Origin of the sequence: Haloarcula sp. Atlit-47R, from assembly GCF_003665985.1 — an archaeon.
Taxonomy (GTDB): domain Archaea; phylum Halobacteriota; class Halobacteria; order Halobacteriales; family Haloarculaceae; genus Haloarcula; species Haloarcula taiwanensis.
This window is the reverse complement of the sequence record NZ_QPLQ01000003.1, coordinates 254,572-279,396: the sequence shown is the minus strand read 5'-3', so window position 1 is coordinate 279,396 and position 24,825 is coordinate 254,572. Positions and strand designations below refer to the sequence as shown.

24 protein-coding genes and 1 rRNA gene are annotated in these 24,825 nt (G+C 61.0%); 14 read left to right on the top strand and 11 right to left on the bottom strand.

Annotated features, from left to right (window positions below):
- Nucleotides 1-65: 65 nt before the first annotated feature.
- Nucleotides 66-500, bottom strand: coding sequence for a universal stress protein (locus tag DVK00_RS13465; RefSeq protein ID WP_101351851.1), 435 nt, complete (start codon nt 498-500; stop codon nt 66-68).
- 119 nt (nt 501-619) lie between these two features.
- Nucleotides 620-1,975, bottom strand: coding sequence for a sulfatase (locus DVK00_RS13460; protein WP_121577855.1), 1,356 nt, complete (start codon nt 1,973-1,975; stop codon nt 620-622).
- Between the two features lie 320 nt (nt 1,976-2,295).
- Between DVK00_RS13460 and DVK00_RS13455 the strand changes: the two genes are divergently transcribed.
- Nucleotides 2,296-2,694 (top strand): transcriptional regulator, encoded by a 399-nt coding sequence (locus DVK00_RS13455; protein WP_101351849.1) that lies wholly within the window; start codon nt 2,296-2,298, stop codon nt 2,692-2,694.
- 58 nt (nt 2,695-2,752) lie between these two features.
- On the opposite strand, the gene DVK00_RS13450 is transcribed toward DVK00_RS13455, so the two are convergent.
- Entirely contained in the window at nt 2,753-3,820 is a 1,068-nt protein-coding gene (locus DVK00_RS13450; RefSeq protein WP_121577854.1) for an NAD(P)/FAD-dependent oxidoreductase, read from the bottom strand.
- A 118-nt stretch (nt 3,821-3,938) separates the two neighbouring features.
- Nucleotides 3,939-4,613 (bottom strand): ribonuclease HI family protein, encoded by a 675-nt coding sequence (locus tag DVK00_RS13445; protein WP_121577853.1) that lies wholly within the window; start codon nt 4,611-4,613, stop codon nt 3,939-3,941.
- 158 nt (nt 4,614-4,771) lie between these two features.
- Between DVK00_RS13445 and DVK00_RS13440 the strand changes: the two genes are divergently transcribed.
- Both DVK00_RS13440 and DVK00_RS21770 read left to right on the top strand, forming a co-directional pair.
- Nucleotides 4,772-5,971, top strand: coding sequence for a PQQ-dependent sugar dehydrogenase (locus DVK00_RS13440; protein WP_121577852.1), 1,200 nt, complete (start codon nt 4,772-4,774; stop codon nt 5,969-5,971).
- A 130-nt stretch (nt 5,972-6,101) separates the two neighbouring features.
- Complete coding sequence (locus DVK00_RS21770) at nt 6,102-6,275, top strand: hypothetical protein (protein WP_199722341.1); 174 nt, start codon at nt 6,102-6,104, stop codon at nt 6,273-6,275.
- Nucleotides 6,276-6,375: 100 nt separating this feature from the next.
- Here the strand turns inward: DVK00_RS21770 and DVK00_RS13435 are convergent, their stop codons facing one another.
- A complete protein-coding gene (locus DVK00_RS13435) occupies nt 6,376-7,074 on the bottom strand; it encodes an SDR family NAD(P)-dependent oxidoreductase (protein ID WP_255410219.1) in 699 nt (232 codons plus the stop codon).
- A 334-nt stretch (nt 7,075-7,408) separates the two neighbouring features.
- On the opposite strand from DVK00_RS13435, the gene DVK00_RS13430 reads away from it, so the two are divergent.
- Both DVK00_RS13430 and DVK00_RS13425 read left to right on the top strand, forming a co-directional pair.
- Nucleotides 7,409-8,839 carry an APC family permease gene (locus tag DVK00_RS13430; protein WP_101351844.1) on the top strand — a complete coding sequence of 477 codons (1,431 nt, stop codon included), beginning with the start codon at nt 7,409-7,411 and terminating at the stop codon, nt 8,837-8,839.
- 2 nt (nt 8,840-8,841) lie between these two features.
- The gene (locus tag DVK00_RS13425) at nt 8,842-9,576 is read left to right on the top strand and encodes a universal stress protein (protein ID WP_121577851.1); all 735 of its coding nucleotides are present in this window, start codon (nt 8,842-8,844) and stop codon (nt 9,574-9,576) included.
- Between the two features lie 61 nt (nt 9,577-9,637).
- Here the strand turns inward: DVK00_RS13425 and DVK00_RS13420 are convergent, their stop codons facing one another.
- Nucleotides 9,638-11,308: a TCP-1/cpn60 chaperonin family protein gene (locus DVK00_RS13420; RefSeq protein ID WP_233560797.1), complete on the bottom strand. Its 1,671-nt coding sequence runs from the start codon at nt 11,306-11,308 to the stop codon at nt 9,638-9,640.
- Complete coding sequence (gene fmdA / locus DVK00_RS13415; RefSeq protein ID WP_121577850.1) at nt 11,283-12,557, bottom strand: formamidase; 1,275 nt, start codon at nt 12,555-12,557, stop codon at nt 11,283-11,285. The genes DVK00_RS13420 and fmdA overlap by 26 nt, the downstream gene beginning before the upstream one ends.
- Before the next feature lie 441 nt (nt 12,558-12,998).
- On the opposite strand from fmdA, the gene DVK00_RS13410 reads away from it, so the two are divergent.
- From DVK00_RS13410 to DVK00_RS13400, 3 genes are read left to right on the top strand one after another with little or no spacing between them, the layout of a single operon-like run.
- On the top strand, nt 12,999-13,676 hold the full coding sequence (locus DVK00_RS13410) for an SCO family protein (protein WP_101351840.1): 678 nt from the start codon (nt 12,999-13,001) through the stop codon (nt 13,674-13,676).
- Nucleotides 13,673-14,200, top strand: a complete 528-nt coding sequence (locus DVK00_RS13405) for a TlpA disulfide reductase family protein (protein ID WP_121577849.1) — start codon at nt 13,673-13,675, stop codon at nt 14,198-14,200. The genes DVK00_RS13410 and DVK00_RS13405 overlap by 4 nt, the downstream gene beginning before the upstream one ends.
- Nucleotide 14,201: 1 nt before the next feature.
- A complete protein-coding gene (locus DVK00_RS13400) occupies nt 14,202-14,867 on the top strand; it encodes a cytochrome c biogenesis CcdA family protein (protein ID WP_121577848.1) in 666 nt (221 codons plus the stop codon).
- A 186-nt stretch (nt 14,868-15,053) separates the two neighbouring features.
- On the opposite strand, the gene rrf is transcribed toward DVK00_RS13400, so the two are convergent.
- Both rrf and DVK00_RS13390 read right to left on the bottom strand, forming a co-directional pair.
- Nucleotides 15,054-15,176: ribosomal RNA gene (rrf, locus tag DVK00_RS13395) — 5S ribosomal RNA — on the bottom strand.
- Between the two features lie 414 nt (nt 15,177-15,590).
- The gene (locus tag DVK00_RS13390) at nt 15,591-16,916 is read right to left on the bottom strand and encodes a hypothetical protein (protein ID WP_121577847.1); all 1,326 of its coding nucleotides are present in this window, start codon (nt 16,914-16,916) and stop codon (nt 15,591-15,593) included.
- A gap of 446 nt (nt 16,917-17,362) precedes the next feature.
- On the opposite strand from DVK00_RS13390, the gene DVK00_RS13385 reads away from it, so the two are divergent.
- The 4 genes from DVK00_RS13385 (at nt 17,363) to DVK00_RS13370 (ending at nt 21,269) form a co-directional block, all read left to right on the top strand.
- Complete coding sequence (locus tag DVK00_RS13385) at nt 17,363-18,109, top strand: ABC transporter ATP-binding protein (protein WP_101351836.1); 747 nt, start codon at nt 17,363-17,365, stop codon at nt 18,107-18,109.
- Nucleotides 18,106-19,539, top strand: coding sequence for a hypothetical protein (locus DVK00_RS13380; protein ID WP_121577846.1), 1,434 nt, complete (start codon nt 18,106-18,108; stop codon nt 19,537-19,539). The genes DVK00_RS13385 and DVK00_RS13380 overlap by 4 nt, the downstream gene beginning before the upstream one ends.
- A 163-nt stretch (nt 19,540-19,702) precedes the next feature.
- Nucleotides 19,703-20,521, top strand: a complete 819-nt coding sequence (locus DVK00_RS13375; protein ID WP_121577845.1) for a hypothetical protein — start codon at nt 19,703-19,705, stop codon at nt 20,519-20,521.
- A gap of 196 nt (nt 20,522-20,717) precedes the next feature.
- Nucleotides 20,718-21,269 carry a hypothetical protein gene (locus tag DVK00_RS13370; protein WP_121512752.1) on the top strand — a complete coding sequence of 184 codons (552 nt, stop codon included), beginning with the start codon at nt 20,718-20,720 and terminating at the stop codon, nt 21,267-21,269.
- Between the two features lie 6 nt (nt 21,270-21,275).
- On the opposite strand, the gene DVK00_RS13365 is transcribed toward DVK00_RS13370, so the two are convergent.
- Nucleotides 21,276-21,779, bottom strand: coding sequence for a GbsR/MarR family transcriptional regulator (locus DVK00_RS13365; protein ID WP_101351832.1), 504 nt, complete (start codon nt 21,777-21,779; stop codon nt 21,276-21,278).
- Nucleotides 21,780-21,922: 143 nt separating this feature from the next.
- Here DVK00_RS13365 and DVK00_RS13360 point away from each other — a divergent pair, with 143 nt between their 5' ends.
- Both DVK00_RS13360 and DVK00_RS13355 read left to right on the top strand, forming a co-directional pair.
- On the top strand, nt 21,923-22,276 hold the full coding sequence (locus tag DVK00_RS13360) for a transcriptional regulator (RefSeq protein WP_101351831.1): 354 nt from the start codon (nt 21,923-21,925) through the stop codon (nt 22,274-22,276).
- A 119-nt stretch (nt 22,277-22,395) separates the two neighbouring features.
- Nucleotides 22,396-23,271 (top strand): fructosamine kinase family protein, encoded by an 876-nt coding sequence (locus tag DVK00_RS13355; RefSeq protein WP_121577844.1) that lies wholly within the window; start codon nt 22,396-22,398, stop codon nt 23,269-23,271.
- Nucleotides 23,272-23,313: 42 nt separating this feature from the next.
- Here DVK00_RS13355 and DVK00_RS13350 read toward each other — a convergent pair whose 3' ends face one another.
- Nucleotides 23,314-24,693, bottom strand: coding sequence for a sugar porter family MFS transporter (locus DVK00_RS13350; RefSeq protein WP_101351829.1), 1,380 nt, complete (start codon nt 24,691-24,693; stop codon nt 23,314-23,316).
- Nucleotides 24,694-24,825: the final 132 nt, after the last annotated feature.

The window sequence follows — 24,825 nt, the reverse complement described above, 5'->3', positions numbered from 1 at the left end:
ACCCAACTTTCCAGTTTCCGTCTGCACCAACTACCACCGTCTGTGGTCACCGACGAAACGTGCGCTTACTCTGACTCGGAGACGTCAACGGTCAGGACTGGCACGGACGACTTTGTGACGACCTTCTGTGCTGTGCTCCCGAGCATATTCTTTTCGTATTCGTCTGCCTGCGTTCCCATCGTGATCAGGTCAATGTCGGCGTCCGCAACATACGACACAATGCGGTCCGCTGGTTTGCCCCGCTGAATCGCTGTCGAGACTTCGATTCCGTCCTGTTCCAGCGTCTCTCGGACGGCCGATGTGGCCGCCTCGCCCTCCGCTCGCATGTTCTCCAGCACTTCGTCCTGCATCTCGTCGGCCATCGACAGGAACGCCCGGTCGTCGATGACATACAGCGCGTGGACGGTAACATCCCGTCCGTCGGCAATATCTACTGTGTGTTCCAGTACCTGTTTCATTGACGCACTTCCATCCGTTGGAACGAGAATATCGCTATACATCGTTCGTACAAATCAAGTTGTCACAAACATCCCTTTCGATTCTATCCAGACGTCCGAACTACAGTCGCAGTATCGCGAGCGCTGGTGCTGTTGTTCGGCCCGGTCCCGTTTGCACCCAGTCACAGATAGCCGAGTCGCTCCAACCGTGACTTGACGTCTATGTCGTCAAAGCCATCGACGTCGTATTCGGCCATTTCGTCTTCCCCGGCAGCGAGTTCGGTGATGTCGAGTGTCTCACTGTGGTCTGCGGAGTCAGCGACAACGTCGGCCGGTGGGCTGTCGATAGGGGTCCCGTCGCTGGGCTCGGACCGCCGACCACGCACGACTGCTTCGTACTCGTCATCCCCCCACGCTGCGCGCTTGTAGATGGTGTCGCCGGGGCCGTCTTGATACACGAGCGACGCAGACTGTCGGAAGCGGTCCGGTTCGTCAGTGTACTGTTCTGCGTACTCCGCTGTCTGCCCGGTCGGTGGTGCCTGATATGCAGTCGTCTGCCCGTTGGGTGCGACGAACAAGCCGGAGTCGTCCGCTTCGCCGTCGAAGGCAGCCAGCACGGCGTCGGGAAACCGCGCCAGCGTCGCCAGAGACTCGATTCGACGCCCCTCTGTCTGCCCCGGTCCGCTGACGACCAGTGGGACGTGAAACAGTTCCTCCTGTGTGCCCATGCCGTGCATAACGGCCGGTGGCTCAGTTGCTGCCTGTGGCGGTTCTCCGAACCCGTCGCCGTGGTCCGACGTGATGACGACGAGCGTATCGTCCAGAACGCCTCGCGCCTCTAGATCACCGACGACCTGCTCCAGAATGGCGTCGGTCTGTCGAATCGCTCCGTCGTACAGCGGTTCAAGCAGCTGTCCGACCCCCGCCGGGAGTTGCTCCCCGTAGACGCTCCACTCCCACTTGATGGGGAGTTCGTCGTGCACTGCCCAGTAAAACTCCGTGCCCCACTCGTCGTAGCCGTCGCGCGTCGCGTACGGCATGTGCGCATCCATCAGATTCAGACACGCAGCCCAGGGCTCCGGTTGTTCCTCAGTCCACTCCGTCAGCCTGTCAGCGTACCAGAACCCGTCGACACCGTTGCGGGTTTCGGACGGGTCGTCAACGTCTGTCGAATCAGGGCGCTCTGTAACGACGGTCTCGAAACTGTCGCTGAGTCCGGACGGATGAACCGTGAGATACGGGTTCTCGGTGAAGACACCGGTCTCGTAGCCTTCGTCGTGGAGGAAATCGAAGATGGTCTGGCCGGGTTCCAGCCGTTCGGTTATCCGGAGTGTGTGGCCCTCGGACGGCACGCCGGTGAACAGGCTCGTATGGGCCGGCAGCGACCAGCTCGCGGTCGTCCGTGCCTGCGTGTACACCGTCGCCTCACGAGCGAACTCTTCGAGGAAGGGCGTGGTCCTGCGTCGATGACCCAACAGCGAGGTGTTCGCCGCGCGTACGCAGTCGAGAACGACGAGTAACACGTTTGGCCGACCCATTGTCAGGCTTTAGAAGGTAGCCACGGCAAAAGTATGTTCTGTAATCGGGATTCTTACTGTCGTACTGGTGAGCCGTATCGACGCGTCCGTGGCATCGGCTCGCCGTCCAGAACCGGGTGCGTCCACGCCACCCGGCGGGACTGGTTGCGTACCAGTGAGCACGTGGTTCAGTTCTTCCCGCGTCAGCAACCGTCACCGCTACTCATACTGTTCGACGGGGTTTTATCGTCAAATAGGCGACGAATAAATAATCAACAGACAGTGTCCCAGACCCCCGCGGGGGTATATTTTATATGGGTCGACAGTCTGATGAGTAATACGTGGTCAAGTCAACGGTCCGGTTCCCCGAAGCGGTGATGGACTGCGTCGAGGAGATGGTCGAAGAGGGTGTCTTCTCGAACAAGTCCGAGTTTCAGCGCTTCGCCGTCGAGTACGTCCTTTCGGAGATCGAGGACTACGAACCCGAGATGGTTGATTTCGACGAACTCCAGAAAGAGGTCTTCCAGCACCAGCCGGTTTCCAGTCGGGCCGAGATGTCGCCGGAGATCAACGAGAACTTCTACGAGAACGCAGCGCGCGTCCGCCAGTTCGCGATTCGCGGCGACATCGAGACGGCAGAGGAGTACATCGACACTGCCTACCCCGTTACTGACCCTCGCTGCTTGCTCCTCGACGACTTGCTTGAATCCTATCGACAGCACGAAACCGACGACGAATAGGGTCCGGACCTGCTACTCCGTTGCCTCGCCGTATTTGATTGCGGTGTTCTCCGGAGCGTCAGTCGTCGTCAGCGCGGGCCCCCGGCGGTTTCTCCGAGCGTGGCCCGGCGGCGTGGCCCTCGTGGGCCAGCGCCGTCGCGAACAGGTCCTCGGAGACGGCAGGCACCTCTGTCTCTTCGACTGCGCCCGCTGACTCGATGTCGTCGACTGAACGCGGGTACTTCCTGAGGTCTTTGTGGATAGCGATCCCCGCATCCGCCCCCTCGCCCATTGCGACCGGGATCTGGTTGTGGCCCGGCGTCAGGTCGCCGACGGCGTAGACGCCGGAGACACTGGTCTCGCCGTGGTCGTCGACAGCGACCGTCCCGTCATCGTTTCTCTCAAGCCCCAGCTCATCGGCCAGCTCCGCGTGGTAGTCCGACCCCAGCATCGGGAAGCCGCCCTTGTACTCTCGAACGCTGCCGTCTTCGAATTCGTAAGCCGATAGCCAGCCGTTGTCGTCGGTCTGCTTCCCGGACAGCTCCGTCTCGACGATCTCGACCGGATGATTGTCGAGCATCGTCTGCGTCTCGTCGCTCCACTCGGGTTCCTCGCCACGAGTCAGGATGTCCACGTCGTCGGTGTAGTTCAGCATAATCATCGCGACGTGAGCCGCGGACTCGCCGGTGCCCATGACGAACACCGGTTCGCCGACGAACATGAACGCGTCACAGTGGAGACACCAGTGCAGTCCCTTCCCGGTCCGTGGCAGCGGCGGGTCCGGCCGCTCGTCGGCGAACCCGGTCGCCAGCACGACGCGCTTGACCACCAGTTCGTCGTCGCTCGTCGTCACGGTGAAACCGTCCTCCTCAGCGAGTGCGTCTACCGACTCGACAAAGCCCCGCTGGTAGGTGCCGCCGTAGTCCTGGACCTGCTCGCGGGCCGTCTCCAGGAACTCGTTGCCCGAAACGTCCTCGGTGACGCCAATGACGTTGTGCGTGTCGGTCATCATTGCAGCGCGGCCCCCACCGCGGTTGATAACAATTGTGTCCATCCCCAGTCGGGTGGTGTATAGCGCGCTCGTCAGCCCGGCCGGGCCACCGCCGACCACGGCCACATCGTAATCGTACTGCCCGTCAGTATACATTACCACAGCGTACGTGCTCAAGCAATAAAAACAGCAGAACGGCGGCGACCGGCGCGGCAATTTACCGCTGTCGAGTCACGCCCTGAGTGACGCAACGACAGGCTCGCTGGCACCTCTCTCATCCGGGGCCGAGGGCCGCGATGTCGGCCCCGACTGTCGCCTGTGCGTCAGCCGGATTCGGATCACTGTCAGCCAGATGCGTCCATTCGTGAGCAGGCAGTGCCGACAGGTGGTCAGTGATTGCGGTGCTGTACGGAGTCGCTTTCACTGTGCTTTCGCTATGGCCCCAGATATGGTTGATGACGGTCATCGAATCGATGCGTATCTCGACGGAATCGGGGTTACACCGTGTAGCCAGCGCCTGCAGTCCGAGGTGGAGTGCGGCGTATTCGGCGACGTTGTTGTTCGTCCGGGAACCGACCGGTCGGCCGAGACGGGCAATCGGCGTCTCGTCCGCCTGGATTACAGCGCCGGCACCCGCCGGCCCGTTACTGTGCGCGCTGCCGTCCACATAGAGGACGACCTGTGACACGGCGGTACTGGCCGCCTCCCGCTGTGTCGAAGGTGGGTCGGATTCGAGGAGGTCGTCGACTACAGTCCGTATCTCGGCAGCGGATGTTTCCGGGTCGAACAGGCCACCGTAGCCGGCAACGGCAGCATTGATTGCATCGATAGCGGGGGTGAGTTCGTATCGATACAGTGCAAGCAGCTTGTCGACCCGCGTCGCCAGCGGCGAGAGCGGTTCCGCCGGGAGACGCTCTCTGTCTCTCGCCGGCGCATCGTGACGGTCCATCGGTGACACGTAGCCGCGGGCGGGTAAAAGACACTTCGCCGTGACAGGCCTAAGATGGCCAGAGACGTGCCGTGAGTGCTGGCTGTTACGCGAGTCATTTTCCCCGTGGACCAAGCAGGACCGTAGTTAACAGTACCGGGACCGTAGCCGTGGCCACGATGGACAGACGAACATTCCTTGCTGCGAGCGGGCTTACGGTGGCGGGAACAGTGACTGGCTGTAGTGCCGCCAGTAACGACCAGCAAGGTGACGACGCGACAGCGACGGACGGAGACAACGCGGCGACCGGTGTGGCTGTCGAGACCGTCGCCGACGGACTCGAATCGCCATGGAGCGTCACGCCGCTGCCTGACGGCTCACGGCTGGTGGTCACAGAGCGCGTTGGTCGCGTGGTGCTGGTCAACCCGGCGGACGGTACAGTCACACCGGTCAATAACGCACCGTCGGTGTATGCACGCGGACAGGGCGGGATGCTGGATACGGCGCTCCATCCCGACTTTCCGAACCCGTCGTGGGTGTATTTGACATATTCGAAAGCCAACGACAGCGGTCAGTCGGCCACGCATCTGGGCCGTGGTCGCCTGAATGTTGCTGCTGGCCAGTTCGAGGAATTCGAACAACTGCACGTCGCAGAGCCGTTTGTCGACTCTGACGGCCATTTCGGGTCCCGCGTCGTGTTCGGCCCTGACGGACTGGTGTACCTGACTGTCGGCGACAGACAGTTCAAGAACTTCGGGCCCGACCACGTCGCACAGGACCGGACGAACGAACTCGGGACGACGCTTCGCCTGACGCCTTCGGGCGGGATTCCCAATGCGAACCCGTTCACTGCCGACCCGGAGGCAGTCGATTCGATATTCAGCTACGGCCACCGCAACGCACAGGGAATGACCGTGCATCCCGACACCGGCGCTATCTGGCAGGCCGAGTTCGGCGAACAGGACGGCGACGAAATCAACATCGTCGAACGGGGCGGCAACTACGGCTGGCCGGTCGCCGACGAGGGCTGTACCTACGGCAGCGGCGAGCCAATCGGCGTGAGCCACGCGGAGCGTGACGATGTTATTGCCCCGGTGTATTCGTGGGAGTGTGGGTCAGGTGGGTTCCCGCCCAGCGGCACGACTTTCTACACCGGCGATGCCTTCTCCGAGTGGACCGGCGACCTGCTCGTCAGTGGGCTGGCGTCGCAGTACCTCGCCCGGTTCACTGTTACTGGGCGAACGGTCGAGGAAGCGACGCCGCTCCTTGCCGACCGAGGGTGGCGAATCCGCGATGTCGCAGTCGAGCCAGATACCGGATACATTCTCGCGGCAATTGACGCACCGGACGCACCTATCGTGCGACTCCGCCCCGCCTGAATCGGGTGTGTCGGTGATAACTGGTATGGCCCGTTACCGTCTCATACCCCGAACCGAACGCTCATCCATTACACCCGGTTAGCGAGTCCCGGATCGCGCCATTTTTGCTTCTGAACCCGCTACACTGGCTGTGAATCAGACTGCGATTCTGCATGCCGCGTTCGGAGTACTGATAGTCGCCGGGTTCCTCGTTTCGGCACCACTGAGCTATGGCTTGTACGGGCTGGGTGCTGTGTGTTTCATCGCCGGCATCGTGCTCGCCCGGCAAGATAGCGATGAGCCAGAAGCCGCTGACAGCGCTTGATTTCGGAACTCCTGCGACGACCGGTCGGGACTGTAGCGATTGCCGGACTCTCGCCGCACCAATATATGCTATGAGGGGACACCGATTGGTGTCTACCCGGTCACGCTTCCTGTAGTCGACCACCGTCGACGGCCACGTTCTGGCCGGAAATGTACGCAGCCGCATCACTACAGAAGAACAGAATCGGTGCCGCGACATCCTCAAACGTGGCCGCCCGCCCACGCGGGAACTCCGAGACATCCACGACAGTGTTCTCGACCGCGAATGGCGACACGGCGTTGACCGTAATCCCGTCGTCCTGCGTATCATATGCCACTGTTCGCGTGAACTGCAGGACTGCCTTCTTTGCTGCGAAGTACGGGAAGTTCATCGGGACTGCCCTGTCATCACGGGCATCTGCCACGCCGAAGTTGATAATCCGTCCCCAGCCGGCTGCGCGCATTGATGGGAGCGCTCGCTGCGAACACAGATACGTCGAGAATAGACACCCCGCAACGGCGGTTCGCCACTCATCGAGGGACAGCTCGTCCCACCGCCCCTGCGGGAGCGGACCTACTGCGTTGACCAAGATATCGACATCACCTAGTTCCGACTCACAGTCCGAGAACAGCGAATCAACGGCGTCGGGCTCCGTTACGTCGCCTTCTACCGTGGTTGCCTCGACGCCGTGATTCCGTGCGGTGGCTGCTGTCTCCGCCGCTGCCTCTTCGCTCGTCCGGTAGTGCACGGCGACATCGGCACCGGCGGCCGCTAACTCAAGGAGCATCTCACGACCGACCCGCTTTGCAGACCCTGTCACGAGAGCAGTACGCCCGTCTAGCTCCGGCTGAATTGCTACCACCTGTCGATGTATGGCGGGAAACATCAAAAGTATGAGGGGAAATTCGCGGAAAGATGGAGTTCACTGTGCCAGCAGCCGCTCTCGGACACATGGCTATAGTAGCCATTGAAAATCAACACACATCTGATCGCACGATGGCAGTGCGATCAGTGTGTAAATCGTTTCAATTATTACTACAGGCTTCCTTGCGTACGGAGTCCTGTGGGAACGGATTTTTCGTGACGCTATCGCCTGCGAGTCGGCCATGCATCCTGCCGGCGGTTTTATCAGATCGGTGGGAATATTCTGTCACATGCCTGAACAGCCTGTTGATGTCGGCCCAGGGGGCGAGAACGTCGCCGGTGAGGCACCCGCCGCAGAGCCAGAAGCCGTCACCGACGACGCAATCCTCCACGACGACGATGTGGAACTCGAACGGACTATCGGGCTTATCGGCGGGCTGGCAATCGGGATCGGGACGATGATCGGGGCCGGTATCTTCGTTTTTCCAGGGCTAGCGGCCGCCAACGCTGGACTGGCAGCGACGCTCTCATTCGCAATCGGTGGGCTGATCGCGCTGCTCGTGGCGCTTCCGACCTCCGAACTCGCCACCGCGATGCCACGGAGCGGTGGCGGGTACTACTTCATCTCACGGAGTATGGGGACGGCGTATGGCGCGATAGTGGGTCTCGGACTGTGGCTCGGGCTGATGTTCGCCTCGGCGTTCTATCTGGTCGGACTTGGTCACTACGCGAGCGCCGTGTTCGCTGAACTCAATATTGCGCTCCCGGCTGACCCGGTCATCGGTATCGGGCTGCTGTTTGGGGCTGTACTGACGGCACTGAGTATCGGTGGCACGGAAAATACGGCAAAGCTCCAGAACATGGTAGTGGGGGTCCTCCTCGCGGTGCTTACAGTGTTTCTCTCCTACGGTGTCCTTGACGCCGTGGGCGTGTTCGGTGGCGGCACCGTTCCGGAGCAGTTCTTCTCCAGAGGGTACTTCCCGGTGTTGACGACCGCTGCGCTCGTGTTCACGTCGTATCTGGGGTTCGCTCAGGTCGCCACTGTCGCGGGCGAAATCAAACAGCCGGGTCGGAATCTCCCACTGGCGATGGTGGGCTCAGTCCTGATCGTCACTGTGTTTTACGTTGTCACGATTTTCGTTGCGACCAGCTCGTTCGGCGCGGAACGTCTGGGGGAGTTCGGGGAGACAGCGATGGTCGAAGTCGCCCGTGACTTCCTCGGGTTGCCCGGGGCGGTCGCGATACTGGGTGCCGGACTGCTGGCGACGTTTTCCAGCGCGAACGCGTCGATTCTCAGTGCTTCGCGGGCAGTCTACGCGCTGAGCCGCGATGCATTGCTCCCCAGAAAGGCGAGCAAGGTCAACCTCAGGTACGGCACACCACACGTCGCGTTGCTCGCTGCTGGCGGACCGATACTGGTCCTTGTCGGGACTGGCCGGGTCGAACTCCTCGCGGAAGTCGCTTCGTTCCTCCATTTGATCATGTACGGGCTGATGTGCGTTGCGCTGATCGTGTTGCGCCGTCGCAATCCCGATTGGTACTCGCCCAGCTATCGAGTGCCGGCCTATCCGGTGGTTCCGGCCGTAGGTGCGCTCGCGAGTTTCGGACTGATCGCCTTTATGCAGCCCGCGTCAATCGGCATCGGCATCGTGGTCATGCTCACCTCGTACCTCTGGTACCGTTATTACGCTGGGGACGTGACGCTAAAGGGAGATCTCTGAGTATGACGGACCGACAATCGATACTCGTCCCGATTCGCGTTCTTGCGGGAGAATCGGTCCCGGAGGGCGTCCCCGAACTGCTCGCCCATTCGCATGTCGTCCTGTTGGGGTATCACGTCATCCCGGAGCAGACTGCGCCCGGACAGGCGCGGCTGCAGTTCGAAGACCGGGCCACAGAACGACTCGATGAATACGAGGAGATATTCGAGAGCGCCGGGGCCACCGTCGAACGTCGGCTGGTGTTCACTCACGACGGCCAGAAAACCATCGACCGCATGATTGCCGAGCACGACTGCATGGCCGTTCTCGTTCCGAACGCCACGGGACCAGTCAATGACGTGCTGGTCCCGGTCCGCGGGGCCGTGGGGGTCGACCGGCTTGCCCGCGTCGTCGCGAGTGTGTTCGGAGCGATGGACGCCGACGTGACGTTGTATCACGTTGCGGCTGCAGACACGACGGACGACGATGTTCGGACGCTCCTCGGTGGAATCACGGACCGTCTGGTGGAGTTCGGGATGGAGCCGTCGACTATCGAGACGCGAATCGACCGCGGTCGGGACCCTCTTGACGCAATTGTAGACGTGGCCAATTCGTTTGACACGGTCGTGATGGGGGAAACCGACCCATCCCTGACGACGTTTGTGTTCGGGATGCCAGCCAAGCAGGTCGCCAACCGGTTTCTCGGGCCGGTGCTCATCGTCCAGCGTGAACGCGCCTCAGCGGATAAAGACGGATAAATTACCCTGCTTCAGCCTCCAATCGGCTGGCTAGTTGTGTGCCTGTACTCCTGTCATGCTCTCAGTGCCCCACTGCCCACGGATAGCCACCTCTCGCTGCGTGGGTGTGGTCGTGTTCATTAGTGGTGCTGCGCCCGTCTTCGGTAGTCCGCACAATGTCGTCGACCCGGAGGATCTGTGTCACGACAGCGACTGCCCGCTGCAGTGCACTCGTGAATACCGTTGATGGTTCCAGAACACCTGCTGCAATCATATCCCGGGGATAACCATCGGAGCCGACACCGATCGCCTCTGCGCCGGCGTCGTGTCGTTGCTTTATGCCTGTCAGTGTGTTCAGTGGGTCCGTGCCCGCGTTTGTGGCCAGCGTCCGTGGGATGGCTTCCAGTGCGGTTCCGAACCCTTCGAAGACGAGCTGTGTTCGGTCCGGTATACCACTGGACAGAGCGGCGAGGTCCATTGCCAGCGCGGTCGGCACTGCACCTCCACCGGGCACGAACGCGCCATCGTCGAGTGTGACGCGGGTGACATCGATACAGTCTGCCGCGATGCGGCGGACCTCGTCTGCAACGTGTGGCGTACCGCCACGGAGCAGTAGTGTTGCGCGTTGTTCTTCGGGACAGCCCTGTAGCGTGAGCGTCTGGGAGGTCCCGACCGTACGCTCCGTGACCGACGCAACAGTGCCAGTGGTGTCCGCAGTAAGCTCGTCGACGGCCATCACTGGCGTGCTCCCTGTCGCTCGGGCAATGACATCAAACTCGTCTCGTCGAGTTCGCTCGACGGGGAGCACGCCTCGCTGGACGAGCGCGGTCCTGACCGCTTCGTCGATGGATTTCTGACAGAACAGGACGGTCGCACCTGACTGCACCACCTGCGCTATGAGTTCTGTCCTCCGGTCCTGTTCGTGAGCCTGAAAGGCGCTCCGCTGTGTCGTGTCTTGCAGCTCCACTGACTCGATGTGGTTCGGTTCCTCGATGCCAATTTCGGCGTCGACCATCCCGATAGTCGGCTCGTCGTGCGTTTGGATGCTCGGGTGACTGAGGGCTTCGAGAGATGTCGATGATGTCTCTAGGTCGACCACCACCCCGTCGAGACAGACGGACTCACGGAGTTCGCCGCCGGGGTAGGACTTGAGCGTGAGCCGCGATGTGTCGAACTCGACCGCCTGCAACGCACTGAGGGCCAGTTCGCCGAACCGCTCGGTCGAAGTGTCGTCCCATCGTCCCGTGACGGCGGTCTTCGCAATCTGTGCCAGTCGGTCATCGTGCCGACTGTACACGCTACGTTCGTATTGCTCAAGATGGTCAAGAGCGGTCTCGGCAGCCCTGACGTAGCCGTCGATGATTGTCGTTGGATGAAGTCCGTCGGAACGAAGCGCTGCAGCCTCCTCAAGCAGTGCGCCGACCAGCACAACTGTTGTCGTCGTCCCGTCCCCGACAGCACTGTCCTGTGCAGTCGCGGCCTGTTCGACCAGCCGACCGACGGGATGCGTGATATCTATCCACTCGATGATTTTCGACCCGTCGTTCGTGACGATGACCGTCCCGTTTTCGCCGACGACCATCTTGTCCAGCCCGCTGGGCCCGAGTGTCGTTCGGATTGTGTCAGCGAGTTTACCTGCGGCGGTCAGTGCGGGGTCTGGCTCGTCAGTACCGTCGTCAGTCGTCTCTCCCAACATCAGTGTCGACAGCGGGAGCTGTCTGGGTCCCTCATTGCAGTGGGTCGTCAGTGACACAGATGTCACCGCGGTCAGCGCTATTGTGTTCGATACCCTCTGGGGACGCGTCGAACTCGAACGCGCCCGTCGGGAGCGCCAGCGTCGAGCAGGCGTTTGGCACGTCCACGACGCCGCTCTGGCGGCCCTCGACGGGGACGGTGCCGAGGATGTGCAGGGCCTGCTGGCCGGTGTAGCCGAACTGCTTGAGGTAGTCGATGGCCTGAAGACAGGCCCGCCGGTAGGCGGTGTGGGAGTCGATGTACTTCTGCTCGCCGTCCTCCGTGACTGAGTAGCCACAGAAGGTGACGTAGTCCTCGAAGTTCGGTCCGCGATGGCCCGGCTCGAAGATGGGGTGGTCGACGCCGAACTTCTCTATCCCGTCTTTCACGAGGTCGAATTCGAGATCGACGTAGGCGGCCATCTCGATAGCGCCACAGAAGGATATCTCGCCGTCGCCCTGCGAGGCGTGGAAGTCGCCGATGCCGAACTTCGCGCCATCGACGTAGACTGGGAAGTACACCGTCGAGCCGATGGAGAGGTCCTTGATGTCGTGGTTCCCGCCGTGTTCCCGGGGCGGAACGGTTCGGGCCGCGACCTCCGCCGCCTCCTCGGCATCATCGGGGTTCATCTCGCCCATGAGCGCGCCGTCGGGCGTTGGCGGGTTCGCCACGCCGGGCTCTTCCTCACCGGTCGGATGGTTCGGGATCGACTCGGGGTCCTCGGCGTGTTTGTCGATGAGTTCCTGCTCGCGTTCGTTCCACGCTTCAAGCAGTTCCTCGCTGGGTGCACAGCCTGCGAGGCCGGGATGAATCTTCCCCTCGTATTCGACATCGGGGATGTGGCGCGATGATACCGTGTAGCCGTCGATGTCCCAGATGGACTTTGCCGCCTTGGGGAAGTGGTCGGTCAGGAAGCCGCCGCCGTTCTGCTGGGAGAACGTCCCAGTGAAACCGAACTCCGAGCGGTCGTTGAGCGGCCCCATGTCGTGGAACTCGACTTTCAGCAGGTCGCCCGGCTCGGCACCGTTTACGTGGACGGGACCCGCGAGATAGTGGACCTGCGAGAGGTCCACGTCACGGACCTCGTTGGCGTCGTCATTGTCCGTTATCTGTCCGCCGGTCCAGTCTAGGGCCTCGAGTCGCATGCTCTCGCCGGGGTCCGCTTCGACGACCGCCGGGATATCCGGGTGCCACCGATTGAACGGATTCGCGCCCGGCTGTTCATCTGGCGCACTGTCGACATCTACCTCGAACTTCGTTTCTGGCATTACGGCTACAGTATCGGATAGATTACACATAAGTGTTCGGACGATTGATATTTAGAACGTACAGTTTCAGACGAGAGTCAACAGTATCCAAATACGTAGTTCCGATAGACAACCACATATCAGTAGAGAACAGTGATATAAGTGTACATAGGACAAATAAAAATTCAATCAGCCGTCCAGTTAGTTTTGGTTATATTAGATGTGGATATCCCATGATTGTTGATAATCTCACCCACCCCATCACGCAGCAGATTGGTAGTGTCCTGACCTATTAAGCACGCAGGATTATATGAACTCAGCCGGAGCTGAAAACAGCCGCAGACTGGGAACTCTGTAGCATTGCTACACACTCACAGCCAGAGTTCACACGAACGCCGGCGAACGGCTGTTTACGAGAGTCACACCAGATTCTCCAAATATTCGAGGGCACAAGCACCGTGTATGCGCCGACGGACGGTTCTCAAGTCGACGGGTGCGGTTGGAACAATTGTCGGAGTCGCCGGGTGTCTTGGCGGTAGTCGCTTCGGCGATTCGAACCCAGATGTCGTCCTCGAAGAGCCCGACCGGGAGTTCGAGAGCAGCGACGTTCCGTATCCCGCCTGGGGTGAGCAAATCCCGGACGTACGTGTCGCCACACCGACCGAGGCACGCAAGGTCCCGTTGCGAGACATTGAAACGCCGACTCTCCTCACGTTTTTTTACAGCCACTGCCAGACTGTGTGTCCAGTTCTCATCTCGACGCAGCGAAACATCCAGAGCCACGCACAGAACAACGGCTATGCGGATTCGGTCACGTTCCTCCCGATGACATTCGACCCCGTCCGTGATACCGCAAAACGACTCGCGGCGTATGCTGACAAGATGAACGTCAACGTTGATAGCGAGAACTGGCAGTTCCTTCGACCAGCGTCGAAGCAGCGAGCCAAGGCTATCATACAGGACCAGTTCGGAGTCATGTTCCAGCGGACTACACCCAAGGACATGGATATGTACATGTTCACGCACACAGCCCTGACCCTACTGGTCAACGCTGATGGGTTCGTCGAGCGTGCGTATCGCTCGAAGTCACCGGACGTAGAGAGTATTATTGCCGACCTGAAGACGGTGAGAAACGCGTGAACCGTCGGCAGGTCGTCGCGGCGATAACCGGGCTCGGCCTCTCTGGCGGGAGTCTCTGGGTTGCCCAGAATGGCCTGTCGGATATCCAGCCGCGGCACGCGAAACAGCTTCCGGTCCGTGTGGAAACCCTCAGTGCACGCGGCTCGTCAGCAGGCGAGACACGCGTGCCGACGCCGGGAACCGTCACAGTGGTCGACCTGTTCGCCACGTGGTGTGCGCCCTGTGACGACCAGCTCAAGATTCTCGACGCGATCCGACCTGAGTACGCCGACGTGTCATTCGTCTCAGTGACGAACGAACGGCCGAGTGAAAATCTGACGAGGGCAGACATCAGCGAATGGTGGAATCGCAACGGCGGTGCCTGGACTGTCGGACTGGACCCCGGAAGCGAACTGCTGGCGGCGTTCGGGGCGGACGGACTTCCGTACATCGCGATTGTCGACGAGAACGGTATCGTCCAGTTCGGTCACAGCGGGCTTGCCGATGAAAAAACGCTTCGAGACGAACTTGACGCGCTGGTGTAAGATGGCTGGCGTTGCTGTACTCGGGACACTCGTGTTCGCCGCGAGCGCCGGCGTCGGGACGTTCTTCGCCCCGTGTGCGTTCCCGCTTCTCCCGGGGTACGTCGGATATTACATGCGCGAAAGTGACGGGAATGTCGGTATGCTGCCACCCGCAACTGCCGCTGCTGGCGGAGCCTTTGTCGCGCTCACCCTCGTTGCGCTGCTCGTCCTCGCTCTCGGGCAGCCACTAAAGAACGCACTCCCGATGCTCGAACCGGTGATCGGACTCGCTCTGGCCGTGTTCGGCGTTGCGATGCTCCTGAACCGCGAGCCCGAACTCCACGTCCCGCTGCCACAGCGACCAGCGTCAGTAACTGGATTCGGCGTGTTTGGGGCTGTGTATGCAATCGCCGCAGCCGGCTGTGTCGTGCCGCTGTTCTTCGGCGTAGTCACCCAGGCGCTTGCACTGCCAGTTCACGTGAGCGCTCTCGTTCTAGCGGCATACGCGCTCGGGGTCGCGCTTCCGCTTGTCGGCGTGACACTCCTTGCAGGCGTTGGCATCGGCATCTGGCGCACTTTTGGCAAGTACCTGCAACGGATACACCAGATCGCAGCCGTCGTGATGATACTCGCCGGCGGCGGGCAGATTTACCTCTCAGTGTTCGAACTGGGCGTGGTGTCGCTTTAATCGAGCGACTGTTGACCCCTGGCGGATGACGGATTGTTCGCTGTTCTTAGCATCGACAGCGACAGGGCAACGATTCGGCTGTAAATACTTCGAGATGCACCAGGGATCTGTCTGTGAGTGCGCGATAACTCCGAGGCTGAGCTACAGCAACGTCGTCGCTCCTCGGAACGTAAGAAGCGGTATGAATGGTGGCGGCGAACCGGATTTCCCAGAGGCTCGCGCACTCCAGTACTCCCCGGAACGCTGGTGGGCTTATCTTCCGTGTTCGGGATGGGTACGGGAGGCAACCCCACCGCGGTGGCCGCCTATACTATAACTCTACCAGCTACGCTTATAAGAGTGGCTACTTGATGACGGGAGTCGTTGGATCACAATCTGACACATTGTCTCAATGGCACAGATTCAAGCAGCACGGGTTACGTCCAGCACATCCGGAATCGAAACTATGGAAATGGCGGCCGCCAAAGTGCGGGACGTGTGGGTTTCACCGTTGCTTTTCAGACCGCTGGTTCCACTGTTTGAGATAGGTGGCGGATTCGGTGTTGCTAGTGGGACCGCTGGACTCGCCGCGAGTGCACTCATACTCTGTGGAGCTATGCAGTCCCGGGGAGAACGCCGAGAGGTGCAGTCCAGTTACAGTCGCTGGTGCTAGTGCCGTTGCCCTCTGCCGAATCCACTCCCCTGAGAGCGCCACCAGTTCAATTGACCGATGTGTTCCACCGGTCAGCGGGACGTTTGCGGAACACCGAGCGAGACTCCAGCGAGGAATATCGGGAGACCGGCGATCACAACGGCAGCGGCACTGGCCGTGACAACGGGGATGAAAAGCACGCCCAGTCCATACGGCGCAGGGAGTACCGGGAGAACCGGTAGCATCGACAGCACGAACCCGATAGCGGCCGTCTTCACTGCTAACCGACGGTTCCCGTGGCCGACTGCGTATCCGGCCGGGAAAAGGACAAACGCGGGTCCAAGAACCAGCAGCGTTGTCACCGGGGGCGTGGAACCGTCACTGACGACCATCGGAGCCGCCGCTATCGTCGCTCCCAGCGCGATGCCTGCGCCGACTACTGTGCCGACGACGACCGTCCGATAGCTCGTCTGCTCACGGATACGTCGCCGTGACAGGGCTATTCCACAGACGAACAGTGCAGTGCCACCGCCGAACAGCGGTGCTGCTGTGCCGCCCAGCCGTAACACGCCTATCGCTCCGAGAAGCGACAGGGAAGCCGATAGCGCGCCGACACCGGCGAATACAATGCCGACGGAGTCCCGTACTCCTCTGAACTCCCAGTCAAGCCAGGCAACACCCCCGGCGGCAGCGCCAATCAAGAGGGTAAATACCGCTGTGGGGAGGGTGATGTATGCGAGTGCCTTCACCGCCATCACGGGACCGAGAAGTGCTCCGAGCGCAAGGAGGCTCAACAGCGGCCCGACAGCCGTCTCACGGGGGACAAAGGTCACGATACGTCCATCGTTGAGTTCGGTCAGTGTCATCCGCTGTCCGTCGTCTGAGACGGTTGCACCGTCGATGGGGCGCTCGACTCGCATCCCGTCGGGTGCAACGACGACGAGTCGGTCAGCACCGAGGCCATCGAGGTTTCGATACCCGTAGGCCTCGGTAAACTCACCCGTTCGGACCGCCCCGCCGACGGACTGCTCGGCGAAGTCAAGCTCGCGGTAGCGCAGCGTTATGACGCCATCGCCAGAAACGTTCGCGCCCAGAAGTTCGGTATCCCACATCGCTCTGTCGGCGATAGCGGTTCGGAGACTCTCGTTTGTCCGGAGACGTGCAGCCGCCTCTGTGCCAGACAGGCGGTTGTGGACGACCCACGTTGCGGTTCCGTTGTTGTGGACGGTGACGGTGGCGTTGCTGTGAGTGACTGCGACCGAAATACCGTGTGACTCGGCTGTTGATGCAAACGAGTCACCGCAGGCGTCACATAGCGGCCGCGGCGGCGGTGCTGCGCCAGCAGGCACAGCGATACAGAGGAGCGACGTACAGACCAGACAGAGGAGAGCAAGGTGGTGGCGTCGATGCGGGGCCATGTAATATACCTATCCTGTCATATGTTAAGAGATGTCGATTACTCAAAGAATAGTTATACCAACACGGACAGCGGGCGACACTGGGACCAATACATCTCGGTTCAGTGAACTGTGCGGTACATATTTCGCCGGCTCTGCCAGCCGTGGTCTCCCATCCTCGGTGTCGGTGTAGCGGCCGAGCGAAGTGGCCGCCGCTTGGGCGTCGTCGATTGGGTCTGACGCCCGCGCCATTATAGGATGCGTACAGCGCGTACTATCGAAGCCGCTGTCGCGTTCGCGGTCACTCGTCAGGAACGCGATTTCGCCGTTGGTGGAGGCGAGACCGCAGGACACAGAGTCGGCGATTTCGGTGTATGTGTCGGCCAAGCTGTTGTTAGTGTATCTGGACTGCCCTTCTACAGTATAACAACTTATACCGACACAACCACGATGGTAGGCAGAACGCCGTGACAGCAATCGAGATCGAGTCGCTCCGGAAGTCTTACGGCGACATGACTGCGATAGCGAACCTCTCGCTGAGCGTCGACGAGGGCGAGTTCTTCGGACTGCTCGGGCCGAACGGGGCCGGTAAGACAACGACGATGGAGATACTCACCGGGCAGCTCAGTCCGGACAGTGGACAGACTGCGGTACTCGGTGCCGACCCGGCAACCCAGCCGACGTCGGTCCGCGAACGGGCAGGGATTCTTCCTGAAAAGGAGTCACCGCCGAGTTTCATGACGCCACGTGAGTACTTCGATTTCGTCGGTGCTATCCGGGATATGCCGGGCGACGTGGTGGCAGCGCGGACCGCGTCCTGGGCCGACCGGCTCGGCTTTACCGCGAAACTCGACACGCTGTCCTCGGACCTGTCGCGGGGCCAACAGCAGAAAGTGATGATCGCCGGCGCGTTCTTCCACGAGCCAGCTGTCGTGTTCATCGACGAACCGCTGGCGAACCTCGACCCGATCGTTCAAGAGCGGGTCAAGCGGTTCCTGCGCTCCTACCGGGACGCCGGCAATACGATTATCCTCACGACACACGACGTAGATGTCGCTGCCGAACTCTGTTCACGGGTTGGCATCATGTACGGCGGCAACCTCGTCGCTGATGTCAGGCCGGCGGAACTCGACGCTGATGTGACGCTCCTCGACGTATTTCTGGACACCGTCGACGCAACAGTGGACCGGGAGAAGCAACCTGCTGATACATGAGTGACGGACGGGTGCGCAGGGTGTTCGTCGAGATGGTCCGCGAGGAGTGGCGACTCCACAGCCGGCTCTTCGGCGGCAGTCACTTCTCCCTGTTTCCGGTGTTCATTTGCCTGCTCGTTGGGGGCGCAGCTAAGCTGCTGTCCGTTACCGGGACCGAGCCGCGAACCGTCTTCGCCGGCCTCCACGCACTGGTATTTGTCTTCGGACTCCACACGGGGTCGATCGGCTTTGTGGGACGTGATGCTCTCCAGAACCTTCTCGGTGACGTGACGCTGCTGATGTTCTCTGCCCGCACACTCCCGCTCTCGCAGAACACGCTGCTGGGCCTGTTCGTCGTCAAGGACAGTGTCTACTACGCGGTGCTGTTTCTGCTACCAATCTCTCTCGGAACGGTGCTTGCAGTGCGAGGGGCTGCTGGGCCTCTCCTCGTCGCCAAGACTGTCTCCCTTCTGTGGACGACACTGGCACTGATGTTCGTCTTGGGAATGGGAACGACGATTGCAGGTCTCGGCCTCGCTGGGCGCGGCGTTCCCGGGCTGGCGCTGCTTGCGGCCCCACTCGCCGCTGTCGGTGCAGCGGCAGTCAGTGGTGTTACTATCGTTTCCTATACCCCCTACGGCCTGTTTCTGGCCCAGACACCCCTGCGGGTCGGCACGACAGCTCTCGGTATCGGCGGCGTCTTTCTGCTGGGTGCAGCCACTTTCGATGCGACCGCGCCTGGCCCTGCTCAAACAGTCGAACCAGCGTTTCGCGCGTGGTGGCAACGGTTCGGTGACCCAGTTGCGACGAAGAGCCTGCTCGACATCCACCGGAGTGCAGGCGGGTTCGGAAAAGTCCTCTTTTCAGCGGCGGTGCTGTTCGGCGTTACTGCTGCACTGGTCGATTTCGCCGGACAGATCACGGGTGTACAGCCGTCGACTGGTATCTCCTTCGGTGCGATTCTCGGGCTCTCGGGATTCACGACCTACAACTGGCTCACCCAGTCCGACGACGTGAGCCTGTATTTCGCCCAGCCACTCTCTGTGAGAGCCGTTTTCGCGGGGAAATTCCGGGCGTTTCTCCTGCTCGGCCCGCTGGTCGGACTTGCGTTCTACGGGCTTGCACTCGTCTGGCGTGGCGGGCCGGCTGCTGAGGCCGCCGTCGGGGCTGTCTTGCTTGTCGGCGTCGCCTGCTACATCTTCGGCACCACCGTCTACCTCACCGGTCTCTCTCCGAACGAGTTCCTTTTCGACACGGCCCTGTTCGCTGTCTTCGGCGTAGCGATGGTCCTCCCGCTGGTCCCGGTCCTCATCGTCGGGTTCGCCGTCTCGCCGGTGTCTGGCAGCCTGCTGGCCGTGCTCGGTGGGTCTGGCGGCGTCTTGGGTGCTGTCGGTGTCGGCCTGTACCGTCGGTCGGTACCGAAGTGGTCGACGCGGTATCAACAGTCGTGAGTGGTCGTTTGCGTTCGTCCACATCGCCTCCAGCACCGACCCGGTCTTCATCGGGGTTCTCGTTGCCTGTGTAGCGTAATCCGGCTACGATTCCCCGAACGAACAGCAACGGTTGTACTGCGCTTTTCGAATAGCTTTTCTTGATCAGTAGTGGCACTGGGGTATGGACCGTCGTACCGCGAGGCTGCTCAACGGTGCGCTAGCGCTGTGCTGTCTCGTGCTTGTGCTCGCCGCTGTGTATCCGGTCACGACCGCAGAATCGCACTCGACGCAACCGGTCGATGAACGATTCACTGTGCCCGAGGTCGATGACTACCGGGCGACGGGAGCGATTGTCGCGGATGGTGAGACAGCGCTCAAATTTGAGGGCGCTGTGACTGCTGACGGCGGGCGCTACCTGTTCATCGACGAGGGTGCTGTCCGAACCGAACAGTTTCAGGCGTCGCCTGGCGCTCCGGTCTACAGTCGTCTCGTTGTCGAGGATGTCGGTAGTACTGACCGCCGACGAGAGCAGATACAGCGCGATACCGATCGGAAACTCATCAGGGAGAGCCGAACTGAGGGCGATGTCACGTTCATTATTAAGCAGAATGCAAGCGATCTGAGGACCGATGTCTCGGGAGCGGCATCTGTCGTTGTCAGGAGCTTGTACGTTGTCGGATACCAGCGGGACATCGATCCCTCTCAGGAAGCGACTGTCTACAAGCCAGAAAACGGCTGGTACGAAGGACGCGAACCGTACCATATTACCGGGGCCACAGGGCAAGTGCGAACCGTCAGTGACACGACTGGCGTTCGCTCCGCGGAAGTTAGGTGGGACCAGACGGGATCAGCGGGGACGTATGCAGAACTCGCGCTGGTCAGACTAACGGGCGATGCGCCGACAACGTACGACATCTCCGTCGAGTTCAAGTCGGGCGAGCCGACAGTGCGTCGACCGGCGTGGGTCACCGCGGTCAAAGCCGGATCCGAGGACCGATAGTCACAGGGGAACTGTCCTGTACGAACTCTGTGGAGCCGTCACCTCTCGGCGAACTGTCTGCAAGTGACAATGACACGCTGTAGCGTCCAGCGGTGCAGGAAGCATTGTCGGAAGGTGCGTTCTCTGGGCTGATAGTGTCACGTCTGCCGCGTATACGGTCGGTTTTTATTGCTTCCCCTGTGAACGCCAGGACAGAATGGCATCCTACGACGCGTTTGACTCCGCTGTCGAAATTAATGGGCAAACGGTACTCACGATAGTTGAGGAGGCGATGGGGAAGTTCTCAGACGAGTACCGGGACCGCGCGCTGACGGCGCTCGCTTCGGAGGGAATCACCGAACCGGCGGCCGACGAGTGGTATCCCCAGCAGGCCTGGCTGAACGCGTTCGAAATAATTGCTGACGACCTGCAGCCGCACGTCCTCGACCGACTGGGCGAGCAGATCCCTCGTGTCGCCGACTGGCCCAACGACTTTGACACTGTCCCAGAGGCTCTCACGTCGATAGACGAGGCCTATCAGCGAAACCACCGTGGCGGCGACATCGGACACTACCGCTTTGAATCCGTTGGCGAGCGGACCGGCGAGGTGACGTGTGAGAATCCGTATCCGTGCCCGTTCGACCGCGGTCTCATCAGGGGCGTCGCCCAGCAGTACGCCCCGGTCGACGCGTTCGTCTTCCTCGAAGAAACGGGTGAAACGTGTCGTCGGAGCGGAGAGGATGCGTGTACCTATACGGTCTACTGGTAGCGGTGACTACCGCTCGTAGGTCGCAAGTGCTTCGCGGAGTTCGGCGGCCGAGTACTCCGACACGAGCTGTACGATCTCCTCCAGATCTTCATACGTCTCGCGGAGATTGCGAACGCGCTCTTCCTCGCGAGTATCTGCCGCTACCTGCTCTTCCGCCCGGCGGATGGTTCTGAGCGTCGTCTGGACCTCCCGCTGGACGTATTGCTGGAACACGTCCTGTAGGATGAACCAGATTTCACGTTCAGCCTCGAACCGGACTCGTCTGCCGCCTCCCGTCGACGACCGGCGGTGGATGAGCCCGAGACGCGACAGCGTCCGTGTGACGTTACTGACCGTCGATTTCGCGTAGCCCGTCTGGTCGACGAGTTCCGGGATTGAGAGCGGATCTGATGCGAAGTACAGCACGCCGTAGATGCGCCCGGCACTTCGGCTGAGACCGTACACTTCGGCTGATTGCTCCATCGATTCGATGACGCGTTCCCGTGCCACCGAACTGTCAGCATCACTCATGCATCCGAGTCGCCTGCCCTGTTTGTCGCGTGTCCTGCCGTGTCATATCTCCGGCTATTGCTTTCGTAAGTATTAAATTGTTTGATTGGTTTGTTCGGATTGGACCGAACAAACAAAAACGTCCGTCGCTACTCCAACAATCAATGGCAAGTGCTTTTCCCCACCACCCACCGGTTGACTATGCACCCCGTGAGCAGACGAGCGTCGTAGTCAACGGTACCGAACCGACTGACGTTCTTCAAATCCTCTCGTCCGAAGCCGCTCAGGAGATACTTGGGGCAGTCAGAGATGAGCCGCGGACCGCATCGGACATCGCCGACGCGGTCGACCGCTCGCTCCAGAGCGTCTCCTATCACCTCGACCGGCTCTGTGAAGCTGACCTCATCGAACCCGCCGAGACGTGGTACTCGGAGAAGGGGACAGAGATGACAGTGTACGCCCTCGCCACGGAACGGCTTGTCGTGCAGTTCGGTGATAGCGCTGACCGCTCCGTGTAGTGTCCAGCGGCTTCACGGACTGCCTGCACCCGAAGCTTGCAGTCAGACTTGGCTGGCGTTGTTTTCGCCGCAGAGACTGAGACAAACAGACCTATTGGAACGGTTCTCGTACGTCGAATATGGGCGAAGGGACGGGCACGGAACGACCGAAGGCGACAGTGCTACAGCGGGTATCGAGCGTATTGGACGCCGATGCTCACGACGTGACGGAACTCGACGGCGGAGAAGTCGGGTCGGTCTACCACGTCTCGTTTCACGACCGGCCTGACGTGGCGGTGAAAGTTGACGACTCGCCGCTTGGAATCGAAGCAGCAATGCTTCAGTATCTCACCCGTACCACATCCCTCCCCGTTCCGGAAGTCCTCCACGTCGAACCGAACCTGCTCGTACTATCGTTCATCCGTGGAGACGGCCGATTCAGTGAACGGGCCGAGCGCGACCTCGCGCGCCACGTCGCGTCTCTCCACGATATCTCTGCCGATGCGTTCGGCTTTCAGTTCGACACCCTCTCTGGGCCGTTCAGGCAGCCGAATCCGTGGACCGGTTCGTGGGTCGATTTCTTCCGCGAGCAACGGGTACTCCCGTTTGCGAGGGCCGCGCGGAACGACGGCACCTTGCCAGCCGCCGAGTTCGACCGGGTGCAGCAACTGGCGGACACACTCGATGCTCGGCTCGTCGAGCCGGCCTCGCCGTCGCTGTTGCACGGCGACATCCATCCCGGCAACACTGTGGTGGCAGACGGAACTGTTCGGGCCGTCCTTGATCCGGCGATATATTTCGGCCACGCCGAAGTTGACCTGGCGTACGTCGACCGACTGGATTCGATCGGTGCTGCCTTCTACGACGAATACCGCCGCCACCGTGATATCTCTGCGGAGTATTTCGAAAAGCGACGCGACGTGTACGTCGCCTTCCACGCGCTGGAGAACGTCCGGTTTTTCGGCGACGACGGACTCCCGAGGCTCGACAGTGCGTTAGATCGCCTCGGTCTGTAAAAGCCACAAACGGCGGCCTGGCCTCCCGTTCCGATGGCCGCTTCAGTCAGTCAGCGAGATGTTCTGCCGGAGGTCGTCTTCGATTGCCTCCAGCGTCCGCCCCTTGGTTTCGGGGACGGTGCGGTAGACAAACACCAGTCCCGCGAGGCTGCAGAGGCCGAACAGCCAGAACGTCGCTGAGGTTCCGACGCTGTCAGTCAGGACAGGGAACGTCAGCGAGACGAGGAGATTCGCACCCCAGTTGGCGACTGTAACGACGCCCATCGCCGACCCGCGAACGGAAAGCGGGTATATCTCCGATATCAGGAGCCAAAAGACCGGGCCGAGGCCAATGGCGAAAAAGGACACGAACAGCATCAGACTGATTGTGGCGATGATGCCGAGGCCCCCGCTAAGACCGGGGAGGTAGAACACGGTACCGAGGACGGCGAGAGTTGCAACCATGCCACCGACACCGACAAGGAGCAGTCGACGCCGGCCGACACGGTCGACGAGCATGATCGCCACGACAGTCATCACGACGTTTATCGTCCCGATTCCAACTGTCGCGAGGATCGATGCCACGTTTCCGAGGCCGGTAGATTCGAGAATCGTCGGAGCGTAGTAAATGACGGCGTTGATACCGGTGATCTGCTGGAACACAGCGAGTCCGAGTCCGACAACCAGCGCGGGGCGGAGCCACGATGCCAGCAGATCCCGAACGCCGGTTTCGGCCTGTGTTTCGACGGTCTCTTGGATCTCGTCGAGTTCCTGCTCGACGCCGCCGGACCGCGTTCGGTTGAGCACGGCTCTGGCTTCGTCTTCCCGCCCGTGTTCGAAGAGCCAGCGCGGGCTCTCGGGCATCTTCAGAATCCCGATAGCAAGCACAACGGCGGGGACCATTCCGGCACCGAGCATCCAGCGCCACGCGCCCGCGTCGGCGAACGCGTAATTGACGAAATACGAGAGCAGGATACCGGTCGTCACCATGAGCTGGTTGAGCGAGGTGAGTCCACCGCGAATATGCGGCGGTGCAATCTCTGAGATGTAGAGCGGCCCGACGATCGACGCGAAGCCGATAGCGACGCCGTCGATAAGCCGCCCGGCGACGAGGACGGGAACGGTCGGCGCGACGGCCATCGTGAACGAGCCGACGAAGAACACGATGGCTGCAATAAGGATGAGTCGGCGGCGACCGAGGCGGTCGGCTAACTGGCCACCCACGGCCGCACCGGCCGCGGCCCCGGCCATCGCACCACTGACGATGATCCCTTCGACGAGCGGCGACATGACGAACGAGTCCTGAATGAACAGGAACGCGCCCGAGATGATCCCGGTGTCGAACCCGAACAACAGTCCGTTCAGCGCGGCTAACGCGGAGACGACGTAGACGAACCGGTCGCCGTCACCGCGGAGGACGTTCCGTATGGTAGCTGTGGACATCTATGTAAAATTGAACTCGAATCTGTGTAAAAGTCTTTTCAAGTCTATTCGCACGACGGCGGGGCCGCGGGTGCGACCTGTCTTCATCACGATACTGATATTCAGCTACGCCCGACTGAGCATGGTTCCGCG